This window comes from Streptomyces sp. NPDC087263, from assembly GCF_044744645.1.
GTDB lineage: Bacteria > Actinomycetota > Actinomycetes > Streptomycetales > Streptomycetaceae > Streptomyces.
The window spans coordinates 248,565-268,859 of the sequence record NZ_JBIUYT010000009.1 but is presented as its reverse complement, the minus strand read 5'-3'; the positions used below and the strand labels follow the sequence as shown (position 1 = coordinate 268,859).

General features: G+C 70.2%; 20 protein-coding genes. 12 read left to right on the top strand and 8 right to left on the bottom strand.

What is annotated here, in order from left to right; translation table 11 throughout:
• Nucleotides 1–86: 86 nt before the first annotated feature.
• From ACIPC1_RS28700 to ACIPC1_RS28680, 5 genes are all read left to right on the top strand, one after another.
• A complete protein-coding gene (locus ACIPC1_RS28700) occupies nucleotides 87–1,349 on the top strand; it encodes an MFS transporter (RefSeq protein ID WP_402521980.1) in 1,263 nt (420 codons plus the stop codon).
• Between the two features lie 68 nt (nucleotides 1,350–1,417).
• The gene (locus ACIPC1_RS28695) at nucleotides 1,418–1,780 is read left to right on the top strand and encodes an FmdB family zinc ribbon protein (protein WP_402521978.1); all 363 of its coding nucleotides are present in this window, start codon (nucleotides 1,418–1,420) and stop codon (nucleotides 1,778–1,780) included.
• 110 nt (nucleotides 1,781–1,890) lie between these two features.
• Nucleotides 1,891–2,760 carry an S-methyl-5'-thioadenosine phosphorylase gene (locus ACIPC1_RS28690; RefSeq protein ID WP_402522372.1) on the top strand — a complete coding sequence of 290 codons (870 nt, stop codon included), beginning with the start codon at nucleotides 1,891–1,893 and terminating at the stop codon, nucleotides 2,758–2,760.
• 348 nt (nucleotides 2,761–3,108) lie between these two features.
• A complete protein-coding gene (locus tag ACIPC1_RS28685) occupies nucleotides 3,109–3,594 on the top strand; it encodes a hypothetical protein (protein WP_402521975.1) in 486 nt (161 codons plus the stop codon).
• A 141-nt stretch (nucleotides 3,595–3,735) separates the two neighbouring features.
• The gene (locus ACIPC1_RS28680; protein ID WP_402521972.1) at nucleotides 3,736–4,206 is read left to right on the top strand and encodes an MscL family protein; all 471 of its coding nucleotides are present in this window, start codon (nucleotides 3,736–3,738) and stop codon (nucleotides 4,204–4,206) included.
• Between the two features lie 43 nt (nucleotides 4,207–4,249).
• On the opposite strand, the gene ACIPC1_RS28675 is transcribed toward ACIPC1_RS28680, so the two are convergent.
• Entirely contained in the window at nucleotides 4,250–4,435 is a 186-nt protein-coding gene (locus ACIPC1_RS28675; RefSeq protein ID WP_402521968.1) for a hypothetical protein, read from the bottom strand.
• A gap of 196 nt (nucleotides 4,436–4,631) precedes the next feature.
• On the opposite strand from ACIPC1_RS28675, the gene ACIPC1_RS28670 reads away from it, so the two are divergent.
• The 5 genes from ACIPC1_RS28670 to ACIPC1_RS28650 all read left to right on the top strand — a co-directional run bounded on the left by ACIPC1_RS28670 (nucleotide 4,632) and on the right by ACIPC1_RS28650 (nucleotide 9,705).
• Entirely contained in the window at nucleotides 4,632–5,861 is a 1,230-nt protein-coding gene (locus tag ACIPC1_RS28670) for a low temperature requirement protein A (protein ID WP_402521966.1), read from the top strand.
• An 11-nt stretch (nucleotides 5,862–5,872) separates the two neighbouring features.
• Entirely contained in the window at nucleotides 5,873–6,913 is a 1,041-nt protein-coding gene (locus tag ACIPC1_RS28665) for a P1 family peptidase (RefSeq protein WP_402521963.1), read from the top strand.
• A gap of 256 nt (nucleotides 6,914–7,169) precedes the next feature.
• Nucleotides 7,170–8,399 carry an Ig-like domain-containing protein gene (locus ACIPC1_RS28660; protein ID WP_402521960.1) on the top strand — a complete coding sequence of 410 codons (1,230 nt, stop codon included), beginning with the start codon at nucleotides 7,170–7,172 and terminating at the stop codon, nucleotides 8,397–8,399.
• A 157-nt stretch (nucleotides 8,400–8,556) separates the two neighbouring features.
• Entirely contained in the window at nucleotides 8,557–9,306 is a 750-nt protein-coding gene (locus ACIPC1_RS28655; protein ID WP_402521957.1) for a DUF6227 family protein, read from the top strand.
• Between the two features lie 183 nt (nucleotides 9,307–9,489).
• Complete coding sequence (locus ACIPC1_RS28650; protein WP_402521954.1) at nucleotides 9,490–9,705, top strand: hypothetical protein; 216 nt, start codon at nucleotides 9,490–9,492, stop codon at nucleotides 9,703–9,705.
• Nucleotides 9,706–9,848: 143 nt separating this feature from the next.
• Here ACIPC1_RS28650 and ACIPC1_RS28645 read toward each other — a convergent pair whose 3' ends face one another.
• The 4 genes from ACIPC1_RS28645 to ACIPC1_RS28630 form a co-directional block, all read right to left on the bottom strand.
• The gene (locus ACIPC1_RS28645; RefSeq protein WP_402521951.1) at nucleotides 9,849–11,978 is read right to left on the bottom strand and encodes a fructose-specific PTS transporter subunit EIIC; all 2,130 of its coding nucleotides are present in this window, start codon (nucleotides 11,976–11,978) and stop codon (nucleotides 9,849–9,851) included.
• Nucleotides 11,979–12,723: 745 nt separating this feature from the next.
• On the bottom strand, nucleotides 12,724–13,677 hold the full coding sequence (gene pfkB / locus ACIPC1_RS28640) for a 1-phosphofructokinase (protein ID WP_402521948.1): 954 nt from the start codon (nucleotides 13,675–13,677) through the stop codon (nucleotides 12,724–12,726).
• 100 nt (nucleotides 13,678–13,777) lie between these two features.
• A complete protein-coding gene (locus ACIPC1_RS28635; protein WP_402521945.1) occupies nucleotides 13,778–14,539 on the bottom strand; it encodes a DeoR/GlpR family DNA-binding transcription regulator in 762 nt (253 codons plus the stop codon).
• Nucleotides 14,540–14,723: 184 nt separating this feature from the next.
• Entirely contained in the window at nucleotides 14,724–16,259 is a 1,536-nt protein-coding gene (locus tag ACIPC1_RS28630) for an MFS transporter (protein ID WP_402521942.1), read from the bottom strand.
• A gap of 62 nt (nucleotides 16,260–16,321) precedes the next feature.
• On the opposite strand from ACIPC1_RS28630, the gene ACIPC1_RS28625 reads away from it, so the two are divergent.
• Both ACIPC1_RS28625 and ACIPC1_RS28620 read left to right on the top strand, forming a co-directional pair.
• Nucleotides 16,322–16,453, top strand: coding sequence for a hypothetical protein (locus ACIPC1_RS28625; RefSeq protein WP_402521939.1), 132 nt, complete (start codon nucleotides 16,322–16,324; stop codon nucleotides 16,451–16,453).
• Nucleotides 16,450–17,445 carry a helix-turn-helix transcriptional regulator gene (locus tag ACIPC1_RS28620; RefSeq protein WP_402521936.1) on the top strand — a complete coding sequence of 332 codons (996 nt, stop codon included), beginning with the start codon at nucleotides 16,450–16,452 and terminating at the stop codon, nucleotides 17,443–17,445. Before ACIPC1_RS28625 ends, ACIPC1_RS28620 begins: the two co-directional genes overlap by 4 nt.
• Nucleotides 17,446–17,525: 80 nt before the next feature.
• Here the strand turns inward: ACIPC1_RS28620 and ACIPC1_RS28615 are convergent, their stop codons facing one another.
• The 3 genes from ACIPC1_RS28615 to ACIPC1_RS28605 are packed head-to-tail and all read right to left on the bottom strand — an operon-like array spanning nucleotide 17,526 to nucleotide 20,227.
• Complete coding sequence (locus tag ACIPC1_RS28615; protein WP_402521933.1) at nucleotides 17,526–18,317, bottom strand: ABC transporter permease; 792 nt, start codon at nucleotides 18,315–18,317, stop codon at nucleotides 17,526–17,528.
• Entirely contained in the window at nucleotides 18,314–19,324 is a 1,011-nt protein-coding gene (locus tag ACIPC1_RS28610) for an ATP-binding cassette domain-containing protein (protein ID WP_402521930.1), read from the bottom strand. The genes ACIPC1_RS28615 and ACIPC1_RS28610 overlap by 4 nt, the downstream gene beginning before the upstream one ends.
• A 60-nt stretch (nucleotides 19,325–19,384) precedes the next feature.
• Complete coding sequence (locus tag ACIPC1_RS28605) at nucleotides 19,385–20,227, bottom strand: DUF4097 family beta strand repeat-containing protein (protein WP_402521927.1); 843 nt, start codon at nucleotides 20,225–20,227, stop codon at nucleotides 19,385–19,387.
• Nucleotides 20,228–20,295: the final 68 nt, after the last annotated feature.

Below are 20,295 nucleotides of genomic sequence, written 5' to 3'. Positions count from 1 at the left end.
CGGTATCTACCGCAGTTCCGCGCAAGAGGACAGCTCTCGGCGCCCCCCGCACGGGCGCGCTACCAGGTGGCAGAAAGGCACGGGCCGTGGCATCCACGGTCACCTCCCGCCCCGGGTACGGACAGCTGCTGCGCACGCGCGGCGTCTGGACGTTCCTGCTCCCCGGCTTCGCCGCACGCCAGCCGTTCGCGATGCTGACCATCTCCATCGTGCTGCTCGTACAGCACACCACCGGTTCGTACGGAGCCGCCGGCGCCGTCGCCGCCGTAACCGGTGTCTCCATGGCTCTTTTCGCGCCCTTCACGGGGCGTCTCGCCGACCGGTTCGGGCAGCGGGCGGTGCTGATCCCGGGCGTCCTGGTGCACACCCTGTCGGGCCTCTCCCTGACCGCGCTCGCGCTGACGGGCGCCCCCTTGTGGGCCCTTTTCGCCGCAGCCGTGCCGACCGGCGCCTCGGTGCCGCAGGTCGGCCCCATGGTGCGCGCCCGCTGGGGAGTGAAGCTCCAGGGCTCGCCCCTGATGACCACCGCGGCGGCCTTCGAGTCCGTCACCGACGAGCTGACCTTCGTGTTCGGGCCGCTGGTGGCGACCGCGCTGTGCACCACCGTGGACCCGGCCGCCGGCCTGCTCACCGAGGCCGCGCTGACCCTGATCGGTGGCCTGCTGTTCGCCGCGCAGAAGAGCACACAGCCCACTGTCGCCCGTGACGGGCACGCGCGCGTGGAGCACGTTTCGGCGCTGCGCGTCCCCGGTGTGCGGGTTCTGATCGTGGCCTTCCTGGGCATCGGTTCCGTCTTCGGCGGCATGCAGGTCTCGCTCGCCGCGTTCAGTGAGTCCATCGGCGAACCCGGCCTGAACGGGGTCCTGTACGGCGTCTTCGCCGCGGGCAACATGATCTCCGGCATCGTCTGCGGCGCCGTCGCCTGGAAGGTGGCCCCACAGCGGCGGCTCGTCCTTGGGTACGCGGCCCTCGCCCTGACCGCCTCCGGGCTCTGGGCCGCCCACTCCGTGATCGCGCTCGCCGGGATCGGCCTCCTAACCGGCATGTGCGTCGCTCCGGCCCTGATCACCGGCTACACACTGGTCGAGGGTCTGGTGCCCGCCGGCACCCGCACCGAGGCCTTCACCTGGCTGACCGGCGCCGTCGCGCTCGGCCAGGCGGCGGCCGTCACAGCCTCCGGACAGTTGGAGGACCGCTTCTGGGACGGCGCCGGTTTCCTGGTGCCGATGGCCGGCACCGCACTGGCTCTGATAACCCTTGTGGCCCTGCGATCACGACTGGCGACGCGGCCCACGAGCCGCACCGTCGCACGTGGCGTGGGTCACCGAGTGCCAGTGGCGGTGGACTGATCTCTCGGAATACGTCAGTATGGACCGTCGTTAGCACTCATTGAGTGAGAGTGCCAGGAGGAAGACCAGTGCCGACCTACCAGTACCAGTGCACCGAGTGTGGCGAGGGCCTCGAGGCGGTGCAGAAGTTCACCGACGATGCCCTGACCCAGTGCCCCAACTGCAGTGGCCGCCTGAAGAAGGTGTTCTCGGCCGTCGGCATTGTCTTCAAGGGCTCCGGCTTCTACCGCAATGACAGCCGCGGTTCGTCGACGAGCACCTCGCCGGCGCCGGCGTCGGCTTCCAAGCCGTCGTCGACACCTTCGACCTCTTCGTCGTCCTCTTCGGACTCGAAGTCGTCGGGTTCTTCGAGTTCGTCGGGTTCGTCAGGTTCGTCGAACTCGAAGTCGTCGGGAACGGGCTCGTCCAGCAGTAGCAGTTCCGCCGCGTAGAACCTTGTTCTTACGGGAACCTGTCGTCGTTCTTACGGGACCCTGTCGTCGTACGACGACAGGGTCTTCGGCGTTTTCCGACCCGGGCTAGGGTGCCGTTCATGGCGAACATGGAGAACGCGCAGAGCCCTGCCGGAGAGCGGGCGGCGAGCAGGGCCGAGATCGGGGTCATCGGCGGCTCGGGGTTCTACTCCTTCCTCGACGACGTGACCGAGATACAGGTGGACACCCCCTACGGGCCGCCCAGCGACTCCCTGTTCCTGGGGGAGATCGCCGGGCGCCGGGTCGCCTTCCTCCCCCGGCACGGCCGCGGCCACCATCTGCCGCCGCACCGCATCAACTACCGGGCCAACCTGTGGGCGTTGCGCTCCGTCGGCGCCCGTCAGATCCTCGGCCCCTGCGCGGTGGGCGGACTGCGACCCGAGTACGGACCGGGGACCCTGCTCGTACCGGACCAGCTGGTGGACCGCACGAAGTCCCGCGCCCAGTCGTACTTCGACGGGCTTCCGCTGCCTGACGGCACGGTGCCGAACGTGGTCCACGTGTCGCTTGCCGACCCGTACTGCCCGGTCGGGCGCAAGGCCGCCCTGGAAGCGGCGCGCGGGCGGGAGTGGGAGCCGGTGGACGGTGGCACCCTCGTCGTCATTGAGGGGCCCCGGTTCTCGACCCGTGCCGAGTCCCTGTGGCACCAGGCGCAGGGCTGGTCCGTGGTGGGTATGACCGGCCACCCCGAGGCGGCGCTCGCGCGCGAACTGGAGCTCTGCTACACGTCCTTGACCCTCGTCACCGACCTCGACGCGGGGGCCGAGACCGGCGAGGGCGTCTCGCACGACGACGTCCTGAAGGTGTTCGCGGCGAATGTGGACCGGCTGCGGGGTGTGCTCTTCGACGCGGTCGCGGGACTGCCGGCGAACGGGACGCGGGACTGTCCGTGCACGACGGCATTGGGCGGGATGGATCCGGGGTTCGCGCTTCCGTAGCGGGGGCGGGCGCGAGGGGGTGGGTGTCGGCGCGGGCGGTTCGGGGCGGTGTGGAAACTGGCCGGGGCGGTTTGGGACGGGGGTGGAACTTCCCGTTCGGGTGAGGGAGTTGTCCACAACCCGTCGGTGGTCCACGGGCTCCGGCGGGCTCGGCCACGAGGCGTCATCGTGGGATCGCAAGCCGATCTCTCGTCACAGGTGGTGGTCTCAATGGCACAGCTCGCTCCCCTCACTTCCCTCACTTCCCTCGCTTCCCTCGCGCCTCCCGCGCCTCCCGCTCCGGTAGTACGGCCGACCGACACGGATCCTGTACGTCCGCCGGGTGCGGACGCGCCTCCGACCTGCGAGGTGCCTCACTTCGCTCCCGTACGCGTGCGCGGCGGGCGGTATCAACTGCGGCGCCTGGCCCGGCACAGGCGGCGGGCCGTGGCCGCGGGGCTGGCGGTCACAGCGGCCGCGCTCATCGCGGCGAGCCCTGGCGGCGCAGAGCGGGCACGGGGGCATCCGGCGAGTGCCGCCGCTTCCTCTTCCGCATCCGCGTCCGCATCGGCTCACGTACGCGAGCGCCGTGCGGTCGAGATGGTGACGGCGCCGGTGCGGATCGCCGACGCGGCCACGGTGCGGCTGCTGCGGCGGGGCGACCGGGTCGATGTGGTCGCGGCGGACACTGGCGGCGAAGCGGAGGTGGTCGCGGCCGGGGTCCGGGTCACCGAGGTCCCGCGGGTCGACGCCGACGAGACCGGGGCGCTGGTCGTCCTGTCCGTCCCGCGGACCACGGCGACGCGACTGGCGGGCGCGAGCGCGACCTCACGGCTGGCGGTGACGCTGTGCTGAGTAATGCGGCCGGTGGGGACACCGTGAGTGAAGAATCGGTGTCAAGTCCCTCGTTAGAGCTACCGAATTGGACAGGCACGGCACGCCCTGACGTAGGTTGCGGAGCTGTTTGTTCCACAACTTGTGCAGAGGGGCCCCTCGGTGAGCGAGAAGAAGAAACCCAGTGTCCTGGACGGCTTCAAGGCCTTTCTGACGCGGGGAAACGTCGTCGATCTGGCAGTCGCGGTCGTCATCGGCGCGGCCTTCACCAACATCGTCAACTCGGTGGTGAAGGGAGTCATCAACCCGCTGGTGGGTGCGTTCGGCACGAAGAATCTGGACAGCTACAACTCCTGCCTCAAGTCCCCCTGCAAAGGCACGGGCGACACCGCGACGGGCATCCGGATCATGTGGGGCTCGGTGCTGGGCGCCACGCTCAGCTTCGTGATCACCGCGGCCGTCGTCTACTTCCTGATGGTCCTGCCCATGTCCAAGTACCTGGCCCGGCAGGCGGCCCGCCAGAAGGCGAAGGAGGGCACGCAGGAAATGATGGAGGTGACCGAGCTGGAGGTGCTGAAGGAGATCCGCGACGCCTTGGTGGCGCAGCGCGGTTCGGGGCACAGCGAGGACTAGCGGGGAGGATCTGGGCCGGGGTCCGGACGTGGTCGCGCGCGGCTCAGATGTGGTGGGGCGGCTTCTCGTCGAGGAAGCGCTTGAGGTCGGCCGCGCTGTCGCCGTCGCCACCGGGCCGCTCGCCCCACCCGCGGTCCGTGTCGTCCGAGGACCGCTGGCTCAGCGGGTCGTCGAAGACCAGCGCGGCCGGCTTGGGATCGCGCGGTTCGGGGGCGGAAGCGGTGCTCATGCCTCCAGGGTACGCGGCGGGGGCGACGACCCACCCCGGCCGAACCAGGCGCCCCAGAGGGTCGACGGGCGTGGAACCGACGGCAGACGCCGAAGCAAGTGGGTTCCACGGCCCCTCACCCGCGGATACCGGACCCCAGCCTGCTTGTGATCACATTCACAAGAATTTCCGGAACTTTTCTGCTGTGCTTGGCCCTATGACGTCCCGTTCCGCCTCCGAATCCGCTGCGACGCCACGGCCTGCCGGTCGCGGGCCGTTGCGCAGAATGACCGCCCGCGGCCGCGACGAGGCGCACCGGGTCGCGTCGCCGCTGGAGCTCTTCTTCGACCTGTGTTTCGTCGTGGGCATCGCCCAGGCGGGCGTCCAGCTGGTGCATGCCGTGGCCGAGGGGCACGCGGGTGAGGGCATCCTCAACTACGCGATGATCTTCTTCGCGATCTGGTGGGCCTGGATGAACTTCACCTGGTTCGCCTCGGCGTACGACAACGACGACGCGCTCTACCGGGTCGTCACGCTGGTGCAGATCGCCGGCGTCCTCGTACTCGCCGCCGGAGTGTCGCGGGCGACCGACGACCACGACTTCGTGGTCGTCTGGCTCGGGTACGCGATCATGCGGTTCGCGATGATCGCGCAGTGGCTGCGGGTGGTGCGGTCGACGGAGGGTGCCGAGAGGACGACGGCACTGCGGTATGCGGGCGGCGTGCTGCTGTGCCAGGTCGGTTGGCTGGGGCTGCTGGTCCTGCCGGAGCACGGGCGGCCCTGGGTGTTCCTGGTGATGGCCCTCGCCGAGTTGTGTGTCCCGGTGTTCGCGGAGAAGGACTTCGCGACGTCCTGGCATCCCCGCCACATCTCCGAGCGGTACGGCCTGTTCACGATCATCGTCCTGGGCGAGACGATCGCCGCGGCCACGGTCGCCGTGAAGTCGGGTGTGGACGAGAACGACGCGCTCGGAGAACTGCTGCCGATCGCCGCGGGCGGGCTGCTGATCGTCTTCTCCGCGTGGTGGATCTACTTCGTGGTACCCATCCACGGGCATCTGCGGACCAACAGACAGTCGTTCCTGTGGGGTTACGGCCACTACCTGATCTACGCGTCGGCGGCCGCGATCGGCGCGGGACTCGAGGTGGCGGTCGAGCAGGCGGTCGGAAAGGCGCACATCTCGACGCTCGCCGCGTCCTCCGCCGTGACACTGCCGACGGCGCTGTACCTCCTCACCGTCTGGGTGCTGCATTCGCGCTACTTCAAGGTGGGCATCGCCCAGCAGGCCGTCCTGCCGACCACCGCCCTGCTGGTCATCCTGTGCACGTTCCTGGGCGACCGGGCGGTGCTCGCGGCGGGCATCGTATCGGCGCTGGCCGTGGCGGTCGGGGTGACATTGACGGCGCGGATGGTGACACGAGAGGAGGCGCGGGCCGCCCAGCGGTAAACACTGTCGCCATGACAGTTGACGCTCTGACGGATGTCGCGGGTCTGCGGGTGGGGCATGCGACGCGTACCGACGACGGTTGGCTCACCGGCACCACGGTCGTACTCGCCCCTCCGGGCGGCGCCATCGCGGCCGTGGACGTGCGCGGCGGCGGGCCGGGCACCAAGGAGACCGACGCGCTCGACCCGCGCAACCTGGTGCAGAAGGTCGAGGCGGTCGTACTGACCGGCGGCAGCGCGTACGGGCTGGATTCGGCGTCCGGTGTGATGGCCTGGCTGGAGGAGCGCGGGCGCGGGGTGCGGGTGAGTTCCGATCCGGCGCACGTCGTGCCGGTCGTTCCCGCCGCCGCGGTCTTCGACCTGGGGCGCGGCGGCGACTTCCGGGCCAGGCCGGACGCGTCGACGGGCCGCGCGGCGGTCGAGGCGGCCGCCGCGAGCGAGCCCGGCGCTCCGGTGCGTGAGGGTTGCGTGGGCGCCGGTACCGGGGCGGTCGTCGGGGTGCTCAAGGGTGGGATCGGCACCGCGAGCGTCGTGCTCGCCTCGGGGATCACCGTGGCCGCGCTGGTGGTGGTCAACGCGGCGGGGTCGGTGGTGCAGCCGGAAACGGGGGCGCTCTACGGGGAGCTGGTGCAGGGGCGTACGCCGTATCCGCCCGCCGAGGTGCACGAGGCGGCGCAGCGGCGGCTGGCCGAAACCGGCGCGAAGAACGGCTCTCCCCCGCTGCACACCACGCTCGCGGTCGTCGCCACCGACGCCGACATCACACGCGCCCAGGCGCAGAAGCTCGCGGGCACGGCGCACGACGGCATCGCGCGCGCCGTGCGTCCGGTGCATCTGCTGAACGACGGGGACACGGTGTTCGCACTGGCCACAGGCGCCCAGCCCTTCGCCGACCCGCATCCCCTCGCCCTCAACGACATTCTTGCGGCGGGCGCGGACCTGGTGACGCGGGCGATCGTACGGGCGGTGCGGGCGGCGGAGTCGGTGGACGGGGCGGGAGGGGTGTGGCCGACGTACGAGGAGTTGTACGGGGGTCGGGGGCGGCGGGGGTAACCACCCGGAGCTTGGGTGACTGGGGCGGCGCGGGGCGCGAGGCGCGAAACGTGGAGGGCGGCAGGGCGGCAGGGCGGTGGGGCCGGGGCGGGCCGGGATTTCCGCGTTGGGTTTTGTCGCCAGGGCTTGGGGGATTGTCGCGGTTCTGTCACGTGATGGCGTTCACGGCGGACGGAGGGAACCCTTCCCGCCGCCGCTCGCTCTTTCTCGACGTAGTGGAGCGGATCACCCACATCACGAGAATCTGGAGCAGCCCGTGGCAACGCCGGACAAAACTGCGCGGCGCGCACTGGGGGCCTGTGCCGCCCTGGTGGTCGGCGCCCTCACCCTCACCGCCTGCGGTGGCAGCGCGAAAGCGGACAGCAAGGACGGCAAGGACGCGGGGAGCGGCGCGAGTTCGGCCAAGTCGTCCACGGCGACCCTGGTCATCTCGGCCAAGGACGGTTCGACGGGCGCGTCGATCAATGCGACCGGCGTGAAGGTCAGCAACGGCAAGCTCACCGACGTGAAGATGACGGTGTCCGGGACGGGGGCGGCCGTAGCCGGGGCGATATCCGCGGACGGCCGGTCCTGGACGCCGAAGGAGCAGTTGGAGCGCGGGACGAAATATCAGATATCGGCCACGGCGAAGGACGCGAGTGGGCGCACCGCCGCGGCCAACTCCATCTTCACGACGGTCACCTCGAGCAACAGCTTCATCGGCACGTACACGCCCGACAACGGCACCAAGGTCGGCGTCGGGATGCCGGTCTCGTTCAACTTCGACAAGGTGATCAGCGACAAGGAGGCCGTGCAGTCGCACATCACGGTGTCCTCCAGCAGCGGGCAGCAGGTGGTGGGGCACTGGTTCGGGACGCAGCGGCTCGACTTCCGGCCCGAGGAGTACTGGAAGGCCGGTTCCAAGGTCACGATGAAGATCGACCTGGACGGAGTCGAGGGCGCGAACGGCGTCTACGGGGTGCAGAAGAAGACCGTCACCTTCACCATCGGGCGTTCCCAGGTGTCCACGGTCGACGTCAACACGCAGACCATGACGGTCGTACGGGACGGAAAGACCCTCAAGAAGGTCCCGATCTCGGCGGGCAGCCCGGACCACACGACGTACAACGGGCAGATGGTGATCTCGGAGAAGTTCGTGCAGACGCGGATGAACGGATCGACGGTCGGTTACGGCGGCGAGTACGACATCCCGGATGTGCCGCACGCGATGCGCCTGACGACTTCGGGGACGTTCATTCACGGCAACTACTGGTACAGCAAGGGCAATCCACCCTTCGGCCGGGAGGGCACCAGCCACGGTTGTGTGGGGCTCGCCGATGTGCAGGGCGCACAAGGGGACACCAGCGCCAAGTGGTTCTACGACAACTCCCTCGTCGGGGACGTCGTGATCGTCAAGAACTCCCCCGACAAGACCGTCGCGCCGGACAACGGGCTCAACGGCTGGAACATGTCGTGGAGCTCCTGGACCACCGGAAGTACCGTCTGACGAGGGCTTTTTGCCTCGCGGGTGGGTCGTGCGGGAACTTGCCGCGCGGCCTGCCCGTTTTCCGGCCGTACGTTTTCTCGGTTCGCGGACATGATGTCCGATCGAGGGGCTACGGTATGCACCCACAAGGTGACATGCAGCAACGCCGGGAGAAACCTTGAGCGTTCCGTACGAGACAGCAGCGTACGAACCACCCGAGTCGCCCGAGTCTCCGGAGGAGCATCTCGCGCGACTCCTTGGTCGTGCCCTGAATTCCTTCGACCTGCCGGACGAGACGATACGGCGGCTCGACTGTGCGCTGGCGCACGACAGTTCGCTGCACTCCGCGCACCACAGCGCGGGGCTGCATCGCGAGACGTACCGACACACGTGGCTGCTCGCCGACGGCTCGGCGGTCACCCTGTGGGAGCTGGTGCACAACACGGCACCCGGCAGCGATCCGGAGCACGAGGTGTACGTCGACGACGAGGAGCTGCGCGCCGCCACGGACCGGCTGCCGCTGCCCGCGGACACACCGGACTTCGAACTGGCCGTGCTCGTACACCTGTCGCCGTTCCCGGAGCCGCGCCACGAGTACGTGCCCGACGACTCGGCGGATCACGCACGAAGGCTGTTACGCCGGGCGGAGAATCCGGATCAGCCGGAGGCCGACATCGCAGCGCTGCTGACACGCGAGGCGTGCGCGCACCAGATCACCCAGGCCTTCGGCCGCCCCTGCCGGACAGGCCGGCCGGGGATGTCCTTCTCGCTCTACGAGCACGCGTTCCTGCTGCGTGACGGGCAGGAGATCTCCCTGTGGGAGGTCGAGCACACGGCGACGCCCGACCGGCGGCACATGTGCGAGGTGTACGCCACGGAGGGCGCGGCGCGTGACGCGATGGAGCGGCTCGCGGCTCGGCTCAACTGACACCCACGGAGTCAGTGGGTCACCGGAGGCCGTCTACGGACGGCTTTCGCTGAACTGACGTACAAGACCGGCAAAAGCCGCGTGCTCCTGCGGGGTCAGTTCGACGGGCGCCGTGTCGGGACCGGACCGTCGTTGGCGGGGCATCGCCCGGAGCGCGTCGCCGTGAGAATGGACCGCGTCACCGTGAGGCTGGACCGCGTCACCGTGGCGCCGGAGCGCGTCGCCGTGGCGCCGGAGCGCGTCGCCGTGGCGCTGGACCGCGACTTCCGAGCGGTCACGGCCCCGGCCTCCGCGCAGGAGGCGTACCAGCCCGACAACCCAGATGACCGTCGCCAGGGCGAGGGCGGCCGCACCTGTGAGCTGAAGGATCGACACTTGCTCGGGCATACTCCCCAGTAGACACCAGGGTCCGGGACTTTGGTCCCGGACCGTGACGTATATCGCAGATGCGGCGAACAGCTCACAGATGCAATAAATGGCTCACAGATGCGGTGAACTGCTCACAGGCTTCCTCAAGGGGCAGGCGGCCGGTGGTTGGCGATTCAGGCGGCCGCCACCGGCTCCTTGTGCTCGGCCTTCCCCGATATCGGAGCGTCGGCGACCCCCGTACCCGTGCCCTCGGGGGCCTGCCTGCGCATGCCCTTCAGGACGACCACCAGGGCGGTGGTGACGCAGACGCCCGCGGCGATGGCGACGAGATAGAGGAACGGGTTGCCGATCAGCGGGACCACGAAGATGCCACCGTGCGGGGCACGCAGGGTGGCGCCGAACGCCATCGACAGGGCGCCGGTGACCGCGCCGCCCACCATGGACGACGGGATGACCCGCAGCGGGTCCGCCGCGGCGAACGGGATCGCGCCCTCCGAGATGAAGGAGGCGCCAAGCACCCAGGCTGCCTTGCCGTTCTCGCGCTCGGTCTGGGTGAAGAGCTTGGCGCGAACGGTCGTGGCCAGCGCCATGGCGAGCGGCGGGACCATACCGGCCGCCATCACCGCGGCCATGATCTTCATCGCCGAGTCGCTGGGGCTCGCGACCGCGATGCCCGCCGTGGCGAAGGTGTACGCGACCTTGTTGACCGGGCCGCCGAGGTCGAAGCACATCATCAGGCCGAGCAGGGTGCCGAGCAGGATGGCGTTGGTGCCGGTGAGGCCGTTGAGCCAGTCGGTCATGCCCTTCTGCGCGGAGGCGATGGGTTTGCCGATGACCACGAACATCAGGAACCCGACGATCGCCGCGGAGATCAGCGGGATCACCACCACCGGCATGATGCCGCGCAGCGCCTTCGGGATCCTGACCTTCTGGATCGCGAGCACCACGGCACCGGCGATGAGACCGGCGGCAAGACCGCCGAGGAAGCCCGCGTTGATGGTGAGGGAGATCGCGCCGCCGACGAAGCCGGGGACAAGACCTGGCCGGTCCGCCATGCCGTACGCGATGTAGCCGGCGAGGACGGGGACCAGGAAGCCGAAGGCCACGCCGCCGATCTGGAAGAACAGCGCACCCCAGCTGTCCGCCTGCAGCCACATGAAGTGGTCCATGACGGACGGCGCCTTGTTGACCTGGTAGCCGCCGATCGCGAAACCCAGGGCGATCAGCAGGCCGCCCGCGGCAACGAACGGCACCATGTAACTCACGCCGCTCATCAGCCACTTGCGGAGCTTGCTGCCGTAGCCCTCGCCGGACTCGCCGGTGCGCTCCACCGGCGTGCCGGGCGCGGAGCCCGCGGAGACCTCGCCGCGCTCCGCCTTGCCGCGGACCTCGGAGATCAGCTCGGCGGGGCGGTTGATGCCCGCCTTCACACCGACGTCGACGGTCGGCTTCCCGGCGAAGCGGTCCTTTTCCCGTACGGGCACGTCGTGCGCGAAGATCACGCCGTCGGCCGCCGCGATGAGCGCCGGGTCGAGCCGGGTGAAACCGGCCGAGCCCTGCGGCTCGACGACGAGTTCGACACCGGCCTCGCGTCCCGCGTTCTCCAGCGACTCGGCCGCCATGTACGTGTGCGCGATGCCGGTGGGGCAGGAGGTGACGGCGACGATACGGAACGGGCGCTCGTCGGAGGTGGCGGTGGCGCCCGGCGCCGGGGCGGATCCGTCATCGACGGTCGCACCCGGCGCCGGGGCCGCGCCGTCCGTGGCGGGGTCGGCGGAGGCCGCCGCGTTCGACTCCGCCGCGGAGTCATCGGAGTCATCGGAGTTGTCGGAGTTATGGGAGGCGGCGGCTGCCGCCTCGGGCTCGTCCCCGCGGATGAGCGCGGCCGCAGCCGCCGCGTCGTCCACCGACCGCAGCGCGGTCGTGAACTCGGCGTTCATCAGATGCCTGGCCAGGGACGACAGCATCGTGAGGTGGGCGTCGTCCGCGCCCGCGGGAGCGGCGATCAGGAAGATCAGGTCGGCGGGGCCGTCCGGCGCGCCGAAGTCGACCCCGGCCGCGCTGCGCCCGAAGGCGAGCGTCGGCTCGGTGACGTGTTCGCTGCGGCAGTGCGGGATGCCGATGCCGCCGTCGAGGCCGGTCGGCATCTGGGCCTCACGGGCGGCCACGTCGGCGAGGAAGCCGTCGAGGTCGGTCACCCGGCCCAGGCCCACCATGCGCTCGGCGAGGGCTCGTGCCGCCGCTTCCTTCGTGTCGGCGGACAGGTCGAGGTCGACCAGGTCCGCGGTGATCATCTCGCTCATCGCGGGCTCCTTCGCACGCGTATCGCCCGGGGGACGTCATGGGCGGGGGCGGGGACGGGGGTGAGTGCGGGTGTGAGTATGCGTATGCGTATGCGTACGGGGGCGGGGGCGGGGACAAACCTCAGGTGAGGTGCCGGCCGGGTGGTGGAGGCGGGACCGGGGGAGCCCTGCCTCCACCCGGCGGCGGGACCGGGCAGGCCCCGTCGTCGTATGGCTGCGGCGGGGACGGGGAAACCCCGCCGCTTCGGGGCCGGTTCAGGGGGTTGGGGGCGGGTGGATGCGGGGCGGGTGGATGCGGGGCGGGTGGATGCGGGGCGGGTGAGTACGGAGACGGTGGGTGCGAGGCCGGTGAGTACCGGGTCGGTGGGTACGGGACCCCTGTGCCCGGGGCCGGTGGGTACGGGACCCCTGCGTCCGGGGCCGGTGGGTACGGAGCCCGCCTGCCCGGGGCCAGGGAGCACGGGGCCGGTGAGTACGCGGCCCACCCACCCAACGCCGGTGAGTACGCGGCCCACCCACCCCGGGCCGGTAAACGCAGCGCCGGTAAGCACAGAGCCCACCTCCCCGCCGCCCGCGACCACGTGACCCACCCACCCCGGGCCGGTAGGCACGGAGCCGGTAAGCACGGTGCCAGTAAGCACCGGGCCGGTAACCACACGGCCCGCCTCTTCGGCCCCCGTGAGCACGGAGCCCGCCCGCCCGCCGCCAGGGCGTCCAGGGCCGGTCGGCCGGGTGTGGTGTGCAGTCATGACGCCGGCTCCGTCAGTACGCGGTCCACCGGGATCTCCGAGGTGACCGTCACGGCGGAGGGGTCGAGGTCGGCAGGGCCCGGCATGACGCTGCCGGGGAGTTGGACGGCGGCGGCGCCGTGGGCGACGGCGGAGGCCAGTGCCTTCGGGCCGCTGCCGCCCGCGATCAGGAAACCGGCGAGTGAGGAGTCGCCGGCGCCCACGTTGCTGCGTACGCCGTCCACCCGTGCGCTCGCGAACCAGGCACCCTCGCCGTCCACGAGCAACTGACCGTCGGCGCCCAGGCTCGCGAGCACGGCGCGCGCACCCAGCTCGCGCAACTCCTCGGCCGCCTTGACCGCGTCGCCCACCGTGGTGAGGGGGCGCCCGACGGCTTCCGCGAGCTCCTCCGCATTCGGCTTCACCACGTCGGGCCGCTCGCGCAGCGCCGCGAGCAGCGCGGGACCTGAGGTGTCCAGCGCGATCCGGGCGCCCGCCGCATGCGCACGGGCGACGAGATCGGCGTACCAGGAAGGCCCGAGCCCGCGCGGCAGGCTGCCGCAGCAGGTGATCCAGTCGGTCTCGCCGGAGCGGTACTGGGAGCGGACGGTTTCCAGGAGGAGTTCGGCCTCGGTGGCGGAGAGTTCCGGGCCGGGCGCGTTGATCTTCGTCAGGGTGCCGTCGGGTTCGGCGACCGAGATGTTCGAGCGGGTGGCTCCGGCTATCGGGACCGGCGCGACCTCGATGCCCTGCGCGTCGAGCAGGGCGGCGACGAGTGCGCCGGGCGCACCACCCAGGGGCAGGACGGCGATCGTGCGCTGCCCGGCGGCTGCGACCGCGCGCGAGACGTTCACGCCCTTGCCGCCCGGGTCCATGCGTTCGCCGGTGGCCCGGATGACCTCGCCGCGGTCGAGCGACGGGACCTCGTACGTACGGTCGAGGGAGGGGTTGGGGGTGACGGTGAGGATCATGCGCACTCGTTTCTCAACACACAGAGGCCACGTACCACGTACCACGTGCCGCTTGCCGCTTGCCGCTCAATACACACAGCGCCTCAGAAAGCAGAGCGCTCTAGACACACAGCACTTCGGTGCCGCCGCGTTCGATGGCGGTGGCGTTGTCCGGGCTCAGCCCGCGGTCGGTGATCAGCAGGTCCACATCGCTCAGGTCGCCGAAGCGGGCGAAGTGCTCCTGGCCGTGTTTGGAGGAGTCGGCGAGCAGCACCACACGGCGCGCGGCGCGCATGGTGGCGCGTTTGACGGCGGCCTCGGCGAGGTCGGGGGTGGTCAGTCCGTACGAGACGGAGAAGCCGTTGGCCGCGATGAAGAGGACGTCGGCGCGGATCTCGCTGTACGCGCGGAGCGCCCAGGCGTCCACGGCGGCGCGCGTACGGTGCCTCACGCGCCCCCCGACGAGGTGGAGTTGGATGCCGGGGTGGTCCGCGAGGCGGGCCGCGATCGGCAGGCTGTGGGTGACGACGGTGAGCGTCGCCTCCAGCGGGACCGCGCCGGCGAGCCGGGCGATCGTCGATCCGGCGTCCAGGATCACCGTGCCGTCCTGCGGCAGTTCGGCGACGGCGGCCTGGGCGACGCGGTCCTTCTCGTCGGCCGCCGTGTACTCGCGCTCGGCGAGGTCGGGCTCGAAGTCCAGCCGCCCGGCCGGTATCGCGCCACCGTGCACCCGGCGTACGAGGCCCGCGCGGTCCAGCGTCTTCAGGTCCCGGCGGATGGTCTCCGCGGTGACCTGGAACTCCTCGGCCAGTGACACCACGTCCACCCGGCCGCCGTCACGGGCGAGCCGGAGGATCTCCTGCTGCCGCTCCGGTGCGTACATGTCCGTTCACCTCCGAGTCATGCCCGAACCTGTGGTTTCAATCGGAGGCTACGCCCGGATTTCCGCAAAGTAAACAGGTACGGGCGCGATCCGGGCATGAACGGACTTCGGTTGCCGAGGGCAACACAACCGGGACAACGCAAGGGGCCCGGCACGTGGAGTGCCGGGCCCCTTCGGTCTTGGTTCACGAAACGAGCTCGGGCTCCTTCGTGACCTCTTCGGACGACGGGCCCCCCGCGCCCTCCACGTCCTCCGCGCCCTCCACATGCTGCCCCGGCCGCTTCGGCAGCGCGAACATCAGCAGGAAGATCGCCGTCATCACCGCCGCGACCCAGCCCAACGCGTGCTCGAAGGCGTTCACGAAGGCCGGGCCCACCTCGGCCGAGGTCAGCCGCTCCCCCATCGTGCCGAAGAAGACGACGGACACCAGGCCGAGACCCAGCGCGTTGCCCATCTGCTGCACGGTGTTGATGAGCCCGGACGCCGAACCGGCGTGCTCACGCGGCACCTCCGACAGCACCGCGTCCGTCAGCGGCGCCACGATGAAGCCCATCCCCGCGCCCATGACCACCAGGGGAAGCGCCATCTGCCAGGAGGCGATGGACATGCCGTACCGCTCGGACTCCCAGATGTAGAGGAGTACACCGGCCGCCATGAGCAGCGCACCCGCCTGGAGAACCTTGCGCCCGAAGCGCGGGACGAGCAGCTGCACCGACATCCCCGCCGCCGCCGAGACCGCGATGGAGAACGGAACCCCGGTCAGGCCGGCCCGCAGCGGGCTCCAGCCCAGACCGGTCTGCATGTAGAGCGTCCAGACCAGGAAGAAGATGCCGAGCGCGACCCCGAAGACGGTCTGTACGGCGATGCCCGCCGCGAAGCTCTTCACCTTGAAGAGGGAGAGCTCGACGAGCGGCGAACCGTCGACCCGCGCCTTCCGCTTCTCGTACGCCACCAGCGCCGCGAAGACGACGAGGGCGCCGACCATCGACACGTACCCCCACAGCGGCCAGTCCAGCTCCTCGCCCCGCGTCAACGGGTAGATCAGCATCAGCATGCCGAGCGCGACGAGGGCGACACCGACGAGGTCGAGCTTGAGGGCCCGCGGGGCCTTGGACTCGGTGATGAAGCGACGGCCCAGGATCAGGCCCGCGATACCGACCGGAAGGTTGATGAGGAAGATCGGCCGCCATTCGAGACCGAACAGGTTCCACTCGGTGAGCAGCGCGCCGAGGAGCGGCCCGGACACGGCACCCAGTCCCACGACCGCGCCGAACAGCCCGAACACCTTCCCCCTCTCATGCGCCGGGAAGGTCGCGTGCACGATCGACAGCACCTGCGGCACCATCATCGCGGCCATCCCGCCCTGGAGGATGCGGGAGGCGACGAGCATCTCGGGGTTCGCGGCGAAGCCGCACAGAGCCGACGCGATCGTGAATCCGCCAATGCCGACCAGGAAGAGCCGCTTACGTCCGTGGATGTCGCCGAGCCGCCCGCCGGTGATGAGCCCGGTGGCGAAGGCCAACGCGTAACCCGCCGTGATCCACTGGATCTGGCTGACCGAGGCGCCCGCCTCCCGCCGGATCGACGGAATCGCGATGTTGACGATCGTGACGTCGACGAGGTCCATGAAGGCCGCTGTCATCACGATCGCGAGTGCGAACCAACGGCGTCGGTCGGCCGCTGGGGCCGGGCTGTCGAGAAGGGTCTCGGTGGAGGTCATGCATCGAAAGTAGGACCCGATTAGGTCAGATCGTGTCCTAGTTGTACGGCACTCTGAGAAACATGACGACGGCAGCACCGACCTACGCGGGCGCGGAAATGAAGACCAGGGCGAAGGCCTACGCGGGCGTGGAAATAAAGACCGGGGCGAAGGCCTGCGCAGGCCCGGACAGGACGACAGGGGCGAGGACATGACCACCGACACACCGGCCAGGCTTCTCCAGCTCCTCTCTCTCCTCCAGACGCCCCGCGAGTGGCCCGGCGGTGAGCTGTCCGAGCGGCTCGGAGTGTCCCGTCGTACCGTCCGGCGGGACATCGACCGGCTCCGCGAACTGGGCTACCCGGTGCAGGCGACCAAGGGCGCCGACGGCGGGTACCGGCTGGTGGCGGGGAAGGCGATGCCGCCCCTCGTGCTCGACGACGAGGAGGCGGTGGCGATCGCGGTGGGGCTGCGGGCCGGCGCCGGCCACGCGGTCGAGGGCATCGAGGAGGCCTCCGTACGGGCCCTCGCGAAACTGGAGCAGGTGCTGCCGTCCCGGCTGCGGCATCGGGTGTCCACCTTGCAGGCGGCGACCACCGCGCTCACCAGCGGCGACGGAGCGAGTATCGCGCCCGAGACGCTGACCGTGATGGCCTCGACCGTGGCCGGCCGGGAGCGGCTGCGGTTCGCGTACCGCTCCGGGGACGGAACACCCTCGCGCCGCCTGACCGAGCCGTACCGCCTCGTCTCCACCGGCCGTCGCTGGTACCTCGTCGCGTACGACCTCGACCGCGAGGACTGGCGTACGTTCCGCGTCGACCGGGTGGCCGAACCCTTCGCGACCGGGGCGCGGTTCGCTCCGCGCGAGTTGCCGACGGGGAATGCGGCGGAGTATCTGCGGCAGTCGATGTACCGGCGTCAGGAGACGTACGACTTCGACGTCACCTTCGCCGCGTCGGCCATGTTCGTCGCCGCACGGCTGCCCGCCTGGCTCGGGGCGCCCGAACCGATCGACGACCACAGCTGTCGGCTGCGTTCCTCCGCCGGGGACTCCGTGGAGTGGCTCGCGGTGCGGCTCGCGATGGTCGACTGCGAGTTCACGGTGCGGGAGCCGGCGGAACTCGTGCGGTGTCTACAGGAGTTGGGGACGCGGTTGACGCGAGCGGCGGACGGGGAGGCGGAGGGCGGCCGCCCGGGTGGGGGGTGAGTGGGGCATCGGGCTGAGCGGAGACCGGGGATCAACGGGACGGGACGAACTGCGGGGCGCAGCTCTCGCGCTCATACCTGCTACTTCGGGTCGCGGTTGAACGACGCCTTCGACCAGAAGTAGCCGAGCACGGTCAGCGCGAGGCACCAGGCGATGGCGAGCCAGCCGTTGTTGCCGATCTCGGTGCCGAGGAGCAGCCCGCGCAGGGTCTCGATGGCCGGGGTGAAGGGCTGGTACTCGGCGATCGGCTGGAACCAGCCCGGCATCGCGTCGACCGGGACGAAGGTGCTGGAGATGAGCGGCAGGAAGATCAGCGGCAGCGCGTTGTTGCTGGCCGCCTCGGCGTTCGGGCTGATCAGGCCCATTCCGACCGCGATCCAGGTGAGTGCCAGGGCGAAGAGGACGAGCAGTCCGAAGGCCGCGATCCACTCCAGGACCGTGGCGTCCGTGGACCGGAAGCCGATGGCCACACCGACGGCGCCGACGAGGACCACGCTGGCGATGCACTGCAACACGCTGCCGACGACGTGCCCGATGATCACGGACCCACGGTGGATCGCGAGCGTACGGAAGCGGGCGATGATCCCCTCGGACATGTCCATGGAGACGGACACCGCGGTGCCGATCGTGGTGCCGCCGATGGTCATCATCAGGATGCCGGGGACGAGATACGCGATGTACGCGGACCGGTCCGCCCCGCCGTCCCCGATGCCGGCGCTCATCACATCTCCGAAGATGTAGACGAAGAGCAGGAGCAGCATGATCGGCGTGAGCAGCACGTTCAGGGTGAGGGAGGGGTAGCGGCGGGCGTGCAGGAGGTTGCGGCGGAGCATGGTGGTGGAGTCGCGTACGGCGAGGGAGAGGGTGCTCATCGGACGTTCTCCTTGGGCTGGTTGGGCTGGTTGGGGAGGGTGGTGGGGCCGGTGAGGGCGAAGAAGACGTCGTCGAGGTCGGGGGTGTGGACGGTCAGTTCGTCCGCCTCGATGCCGGATGCGTCCAGCCGGTCGAGGATGGAGCGCAGTTCGCGCTGGCTGCCGTCGCTGGGGATGGTCAGGGAGAGTGCTTCGTCGTCGCGTGAGGTCTCGCGCAGGGCGGTGGCGGCGGACTGGTAGGCGGTGGGGTCGGTGAAGCGGAGTCGGACGTGTCCGCCGGGGATGAGCCGCTTGAGCTCTTCGGCGGTGCCCTCGGCGGCGATCCTGCCGTCGTTCAACACGGCGATGCGGTCGGCGAGTTCGTCGGCTTCTTCCAGGTACTGGGTGGTGAGGAAGACGGTGACGCCGTCGGAGACGAGTTCGCGGATGATCTGCCACATGTTGTGGCGACTGCGGGGGTCGAGGCCGGTGGTCGGTTCGTCGAGGAAGATGATCCGCGGGTTGCCGACCAGCGTCATGGCGATGTCGAGGCGGCGCTTCATACCGCCGGAGTAGGTGGAGGCGGGCTTTGTCGCGGCTTCGGTGAGATCGAAGCGCTCCAGCAACTCGGCGGTGACCCGGCGCCCCTCCCCCTTGGGCAGGTGGTGCAGGTCGGCCATGAGGAGCATGTTCTCCTCGCCGGTGATCAGACCGTCGACGGCGGAGAACTGGCCGGTGACACCGATCGCGGCCCGCACCCCGTCCGGTGATGTGGCGATGTCGTGGCCCGCGACCTGGGCCTGCCCGCCGTCGGCGGTGATGAGGGTGGAGAGGATCTTCACGGCGGTGGTCTTGCCGGCACCGTTCGGGCCGAGCAGCGCGAACACCGACCCGGCCGGGATGCGCAGATCGACGCCGTCGAGGACGGTCTTGTCGCCGTACGACTTGCGCAGCCCGATGGTGGAGACGGCGGCCGGTGACGGCTGACCGCCGCTCCGCATGGACGTGGGCATGACAGATGAAGGCATGGGGCCCTCCGGCTCGGTGAGTGAAGTGAAGGGAAGGGGGATCGGCGGGAGTTGGGGGAGTCAGGCCTTGGCGCGGCGGATGTCGATGTTGCCCCAGCGGGTCCTGGCGCGGACCTCGACGGTGTTCTCGGTCTCCGCCGGAGGCGCGGACTCGGCGAGCGTGTTGTGCACCTGCCCACGCTCGGCGCTGGCGTCGAGCCAGGCGGCGGTGCCCTGGCGAATGCCGATGTCGATGGCGCCGTAGGACGTCTCCAACTGGACGGTGCCGGAGGCCACTTCCGCGATGCGCAGGGCGCCGTGGGCGGTGGTGGCTGTGACCGAGGCTTCGGCGCGCTGGATGTCGATGTCGCCGTAGGCGCCGCTCGCCCGCAGGTCGCCGGTCACGGCGGCGACGGACGTGGCGCCGTGCGAGTTCTTCAGGGTGGCGGGGCCGTCGACCGTGCCGATGCGCAGGCTGCCGGAGCTGGTGGTGATCTCGGCCGCGCCCTCGATCCGGTCGACGAAGACCGAGCCGTGGGAGACGGTCAGGTGGAGCGGCCCGGTCGCGTCCAGGCGGACGTCGCCGCCCGAGGTCTTGACCCGGGCCTCGCCGAGCCGACCCTCGCCGACCACCTGGGCCCAGGAGCCGGTGACGTCGATGCCCGAGCCCGTAGGCAGGTCGACCGTCACGTCGACGACGCCGGAGGGACCGATGAAGCGGCGCTCCTTCGTCCTGATGGTCAGGACGCCGTTCACGTAGGTGACCTCGGTCTGCTCGGCGGCCCGCACGTCCTTGTCCCGCTTGGGGCTGCCGGGCCGTACCTCGACCACGGTGTCGGTGCGGTCACTCGCGGTGAACCGGAGGGAACCGGCGCCCACGTGGGCGGTGACCGAAATCGGTTCGGGAGTGTCGAAAGAAGGCATGGCTGTCCCGTCCTCTTGGGTCTTCAGGGCGTCCCCGCTGGTGGGACGTGGTGCAGGTGAAGTGGTGT

Excerpts from the sequence above, each read along its gene's own strand:
- ACIPC1_RS28690 (WP_402522372.1), top strand. The coding sequence starts at position 1,891 with ATGGAGAACGCGCAGAGCCCTGCCGGAGAGCGGGCGGCGAGCAGGGCC.
- ACIPC1_RS28675 (WP_402521968.1), bottom strand. The coding sequence starts at position 4,435 with ATGAGCACCGCTTCCGCCCCCGAACCGCGCGATCCCAAGCCGGCCGCG.
- ACIPC1_RS28670 (WP_402521966.1), top strand. The coding sequence starts at position 4,632 with ATGACGTCCCGTTCCGCCTCCGAATCCGCTGCGACGCCACGGCCTGCC.
- ACIPC1_RS28665 (WP_402521963.1), top strand. The coding sequence starts at position 5,873 with ATGACAGTTGACGCTCTGACGGATGTCGCGGGTCTGCGGGTGGGGCAT.
- ACIPC1_RS28645 (WP_402521951.1), bottom strand. The coding sequence starts at position 11,978 with ATGAGCGAGATGATCACCGCGGACCTGGTCGACCTCGACCTGTCCGCC.
- pfkB (WP_402521948.1), bottom strand. The coding sequence starts at position 13,677 with ATGATCCTCACCGTCACCCCCAACCCCTCCCTCGACCGTACGTACGAG.
- ACIPC1_RS28635 (WP_402521945.1), bottom strand. The coding sequence starts at position 14,539 with ATGTACGCACCGGAGCGGCAGCAGGAGATCCTCCGGCTCGCCCGTGAC.
- ACIPC1_RS28630 (WP_402521942.1), bottom strand. The coding sequence starts at position 16,259 with ATGACCTCCACCGAGACCCTTCTCGACAGCCCGGCCCCAGCGGCCGAC.
- ACIPC1_RS28625 (WP_402521939.1), top strand. The coding sequence starts at position 16,322 with ATGACGACGGCAGCACCGACCTACGCGGGCGCGGAAATGAAGACCAGG.
- ACIPC1_RS28620 (WP_402521936.1), top strand. The coding sequence starts at position 16,450 with ATGACCACCGACACACCGGCCAGGCTTCTCCAGCTCCTCTCTCTCCTC.
- ACIPC1_RS28615 (WP_402521933.1), bottom strand. The coding sequence starts at position 18,317 with ATGAGCACCCTCTCCCTCGCCGTACGCGACTCCACCACCATGCTCCGC.
- ACIPC1_RS28610 (WP_402521930.1), bottom strand. The coding sequence starts at position 19,324 with ATGCCTTCATCTGTCATGCCCACGTCCATGCGGAGCGGCGGTCAGCCG.
- ACIPC1_RS28605 (WP_402521927.1), bottom strand. The coding sequence starts at position 20,227 with ATGCCTTCTTTCGACACTCCCGAACCGATTTCGGTCACCGCCCACGTG.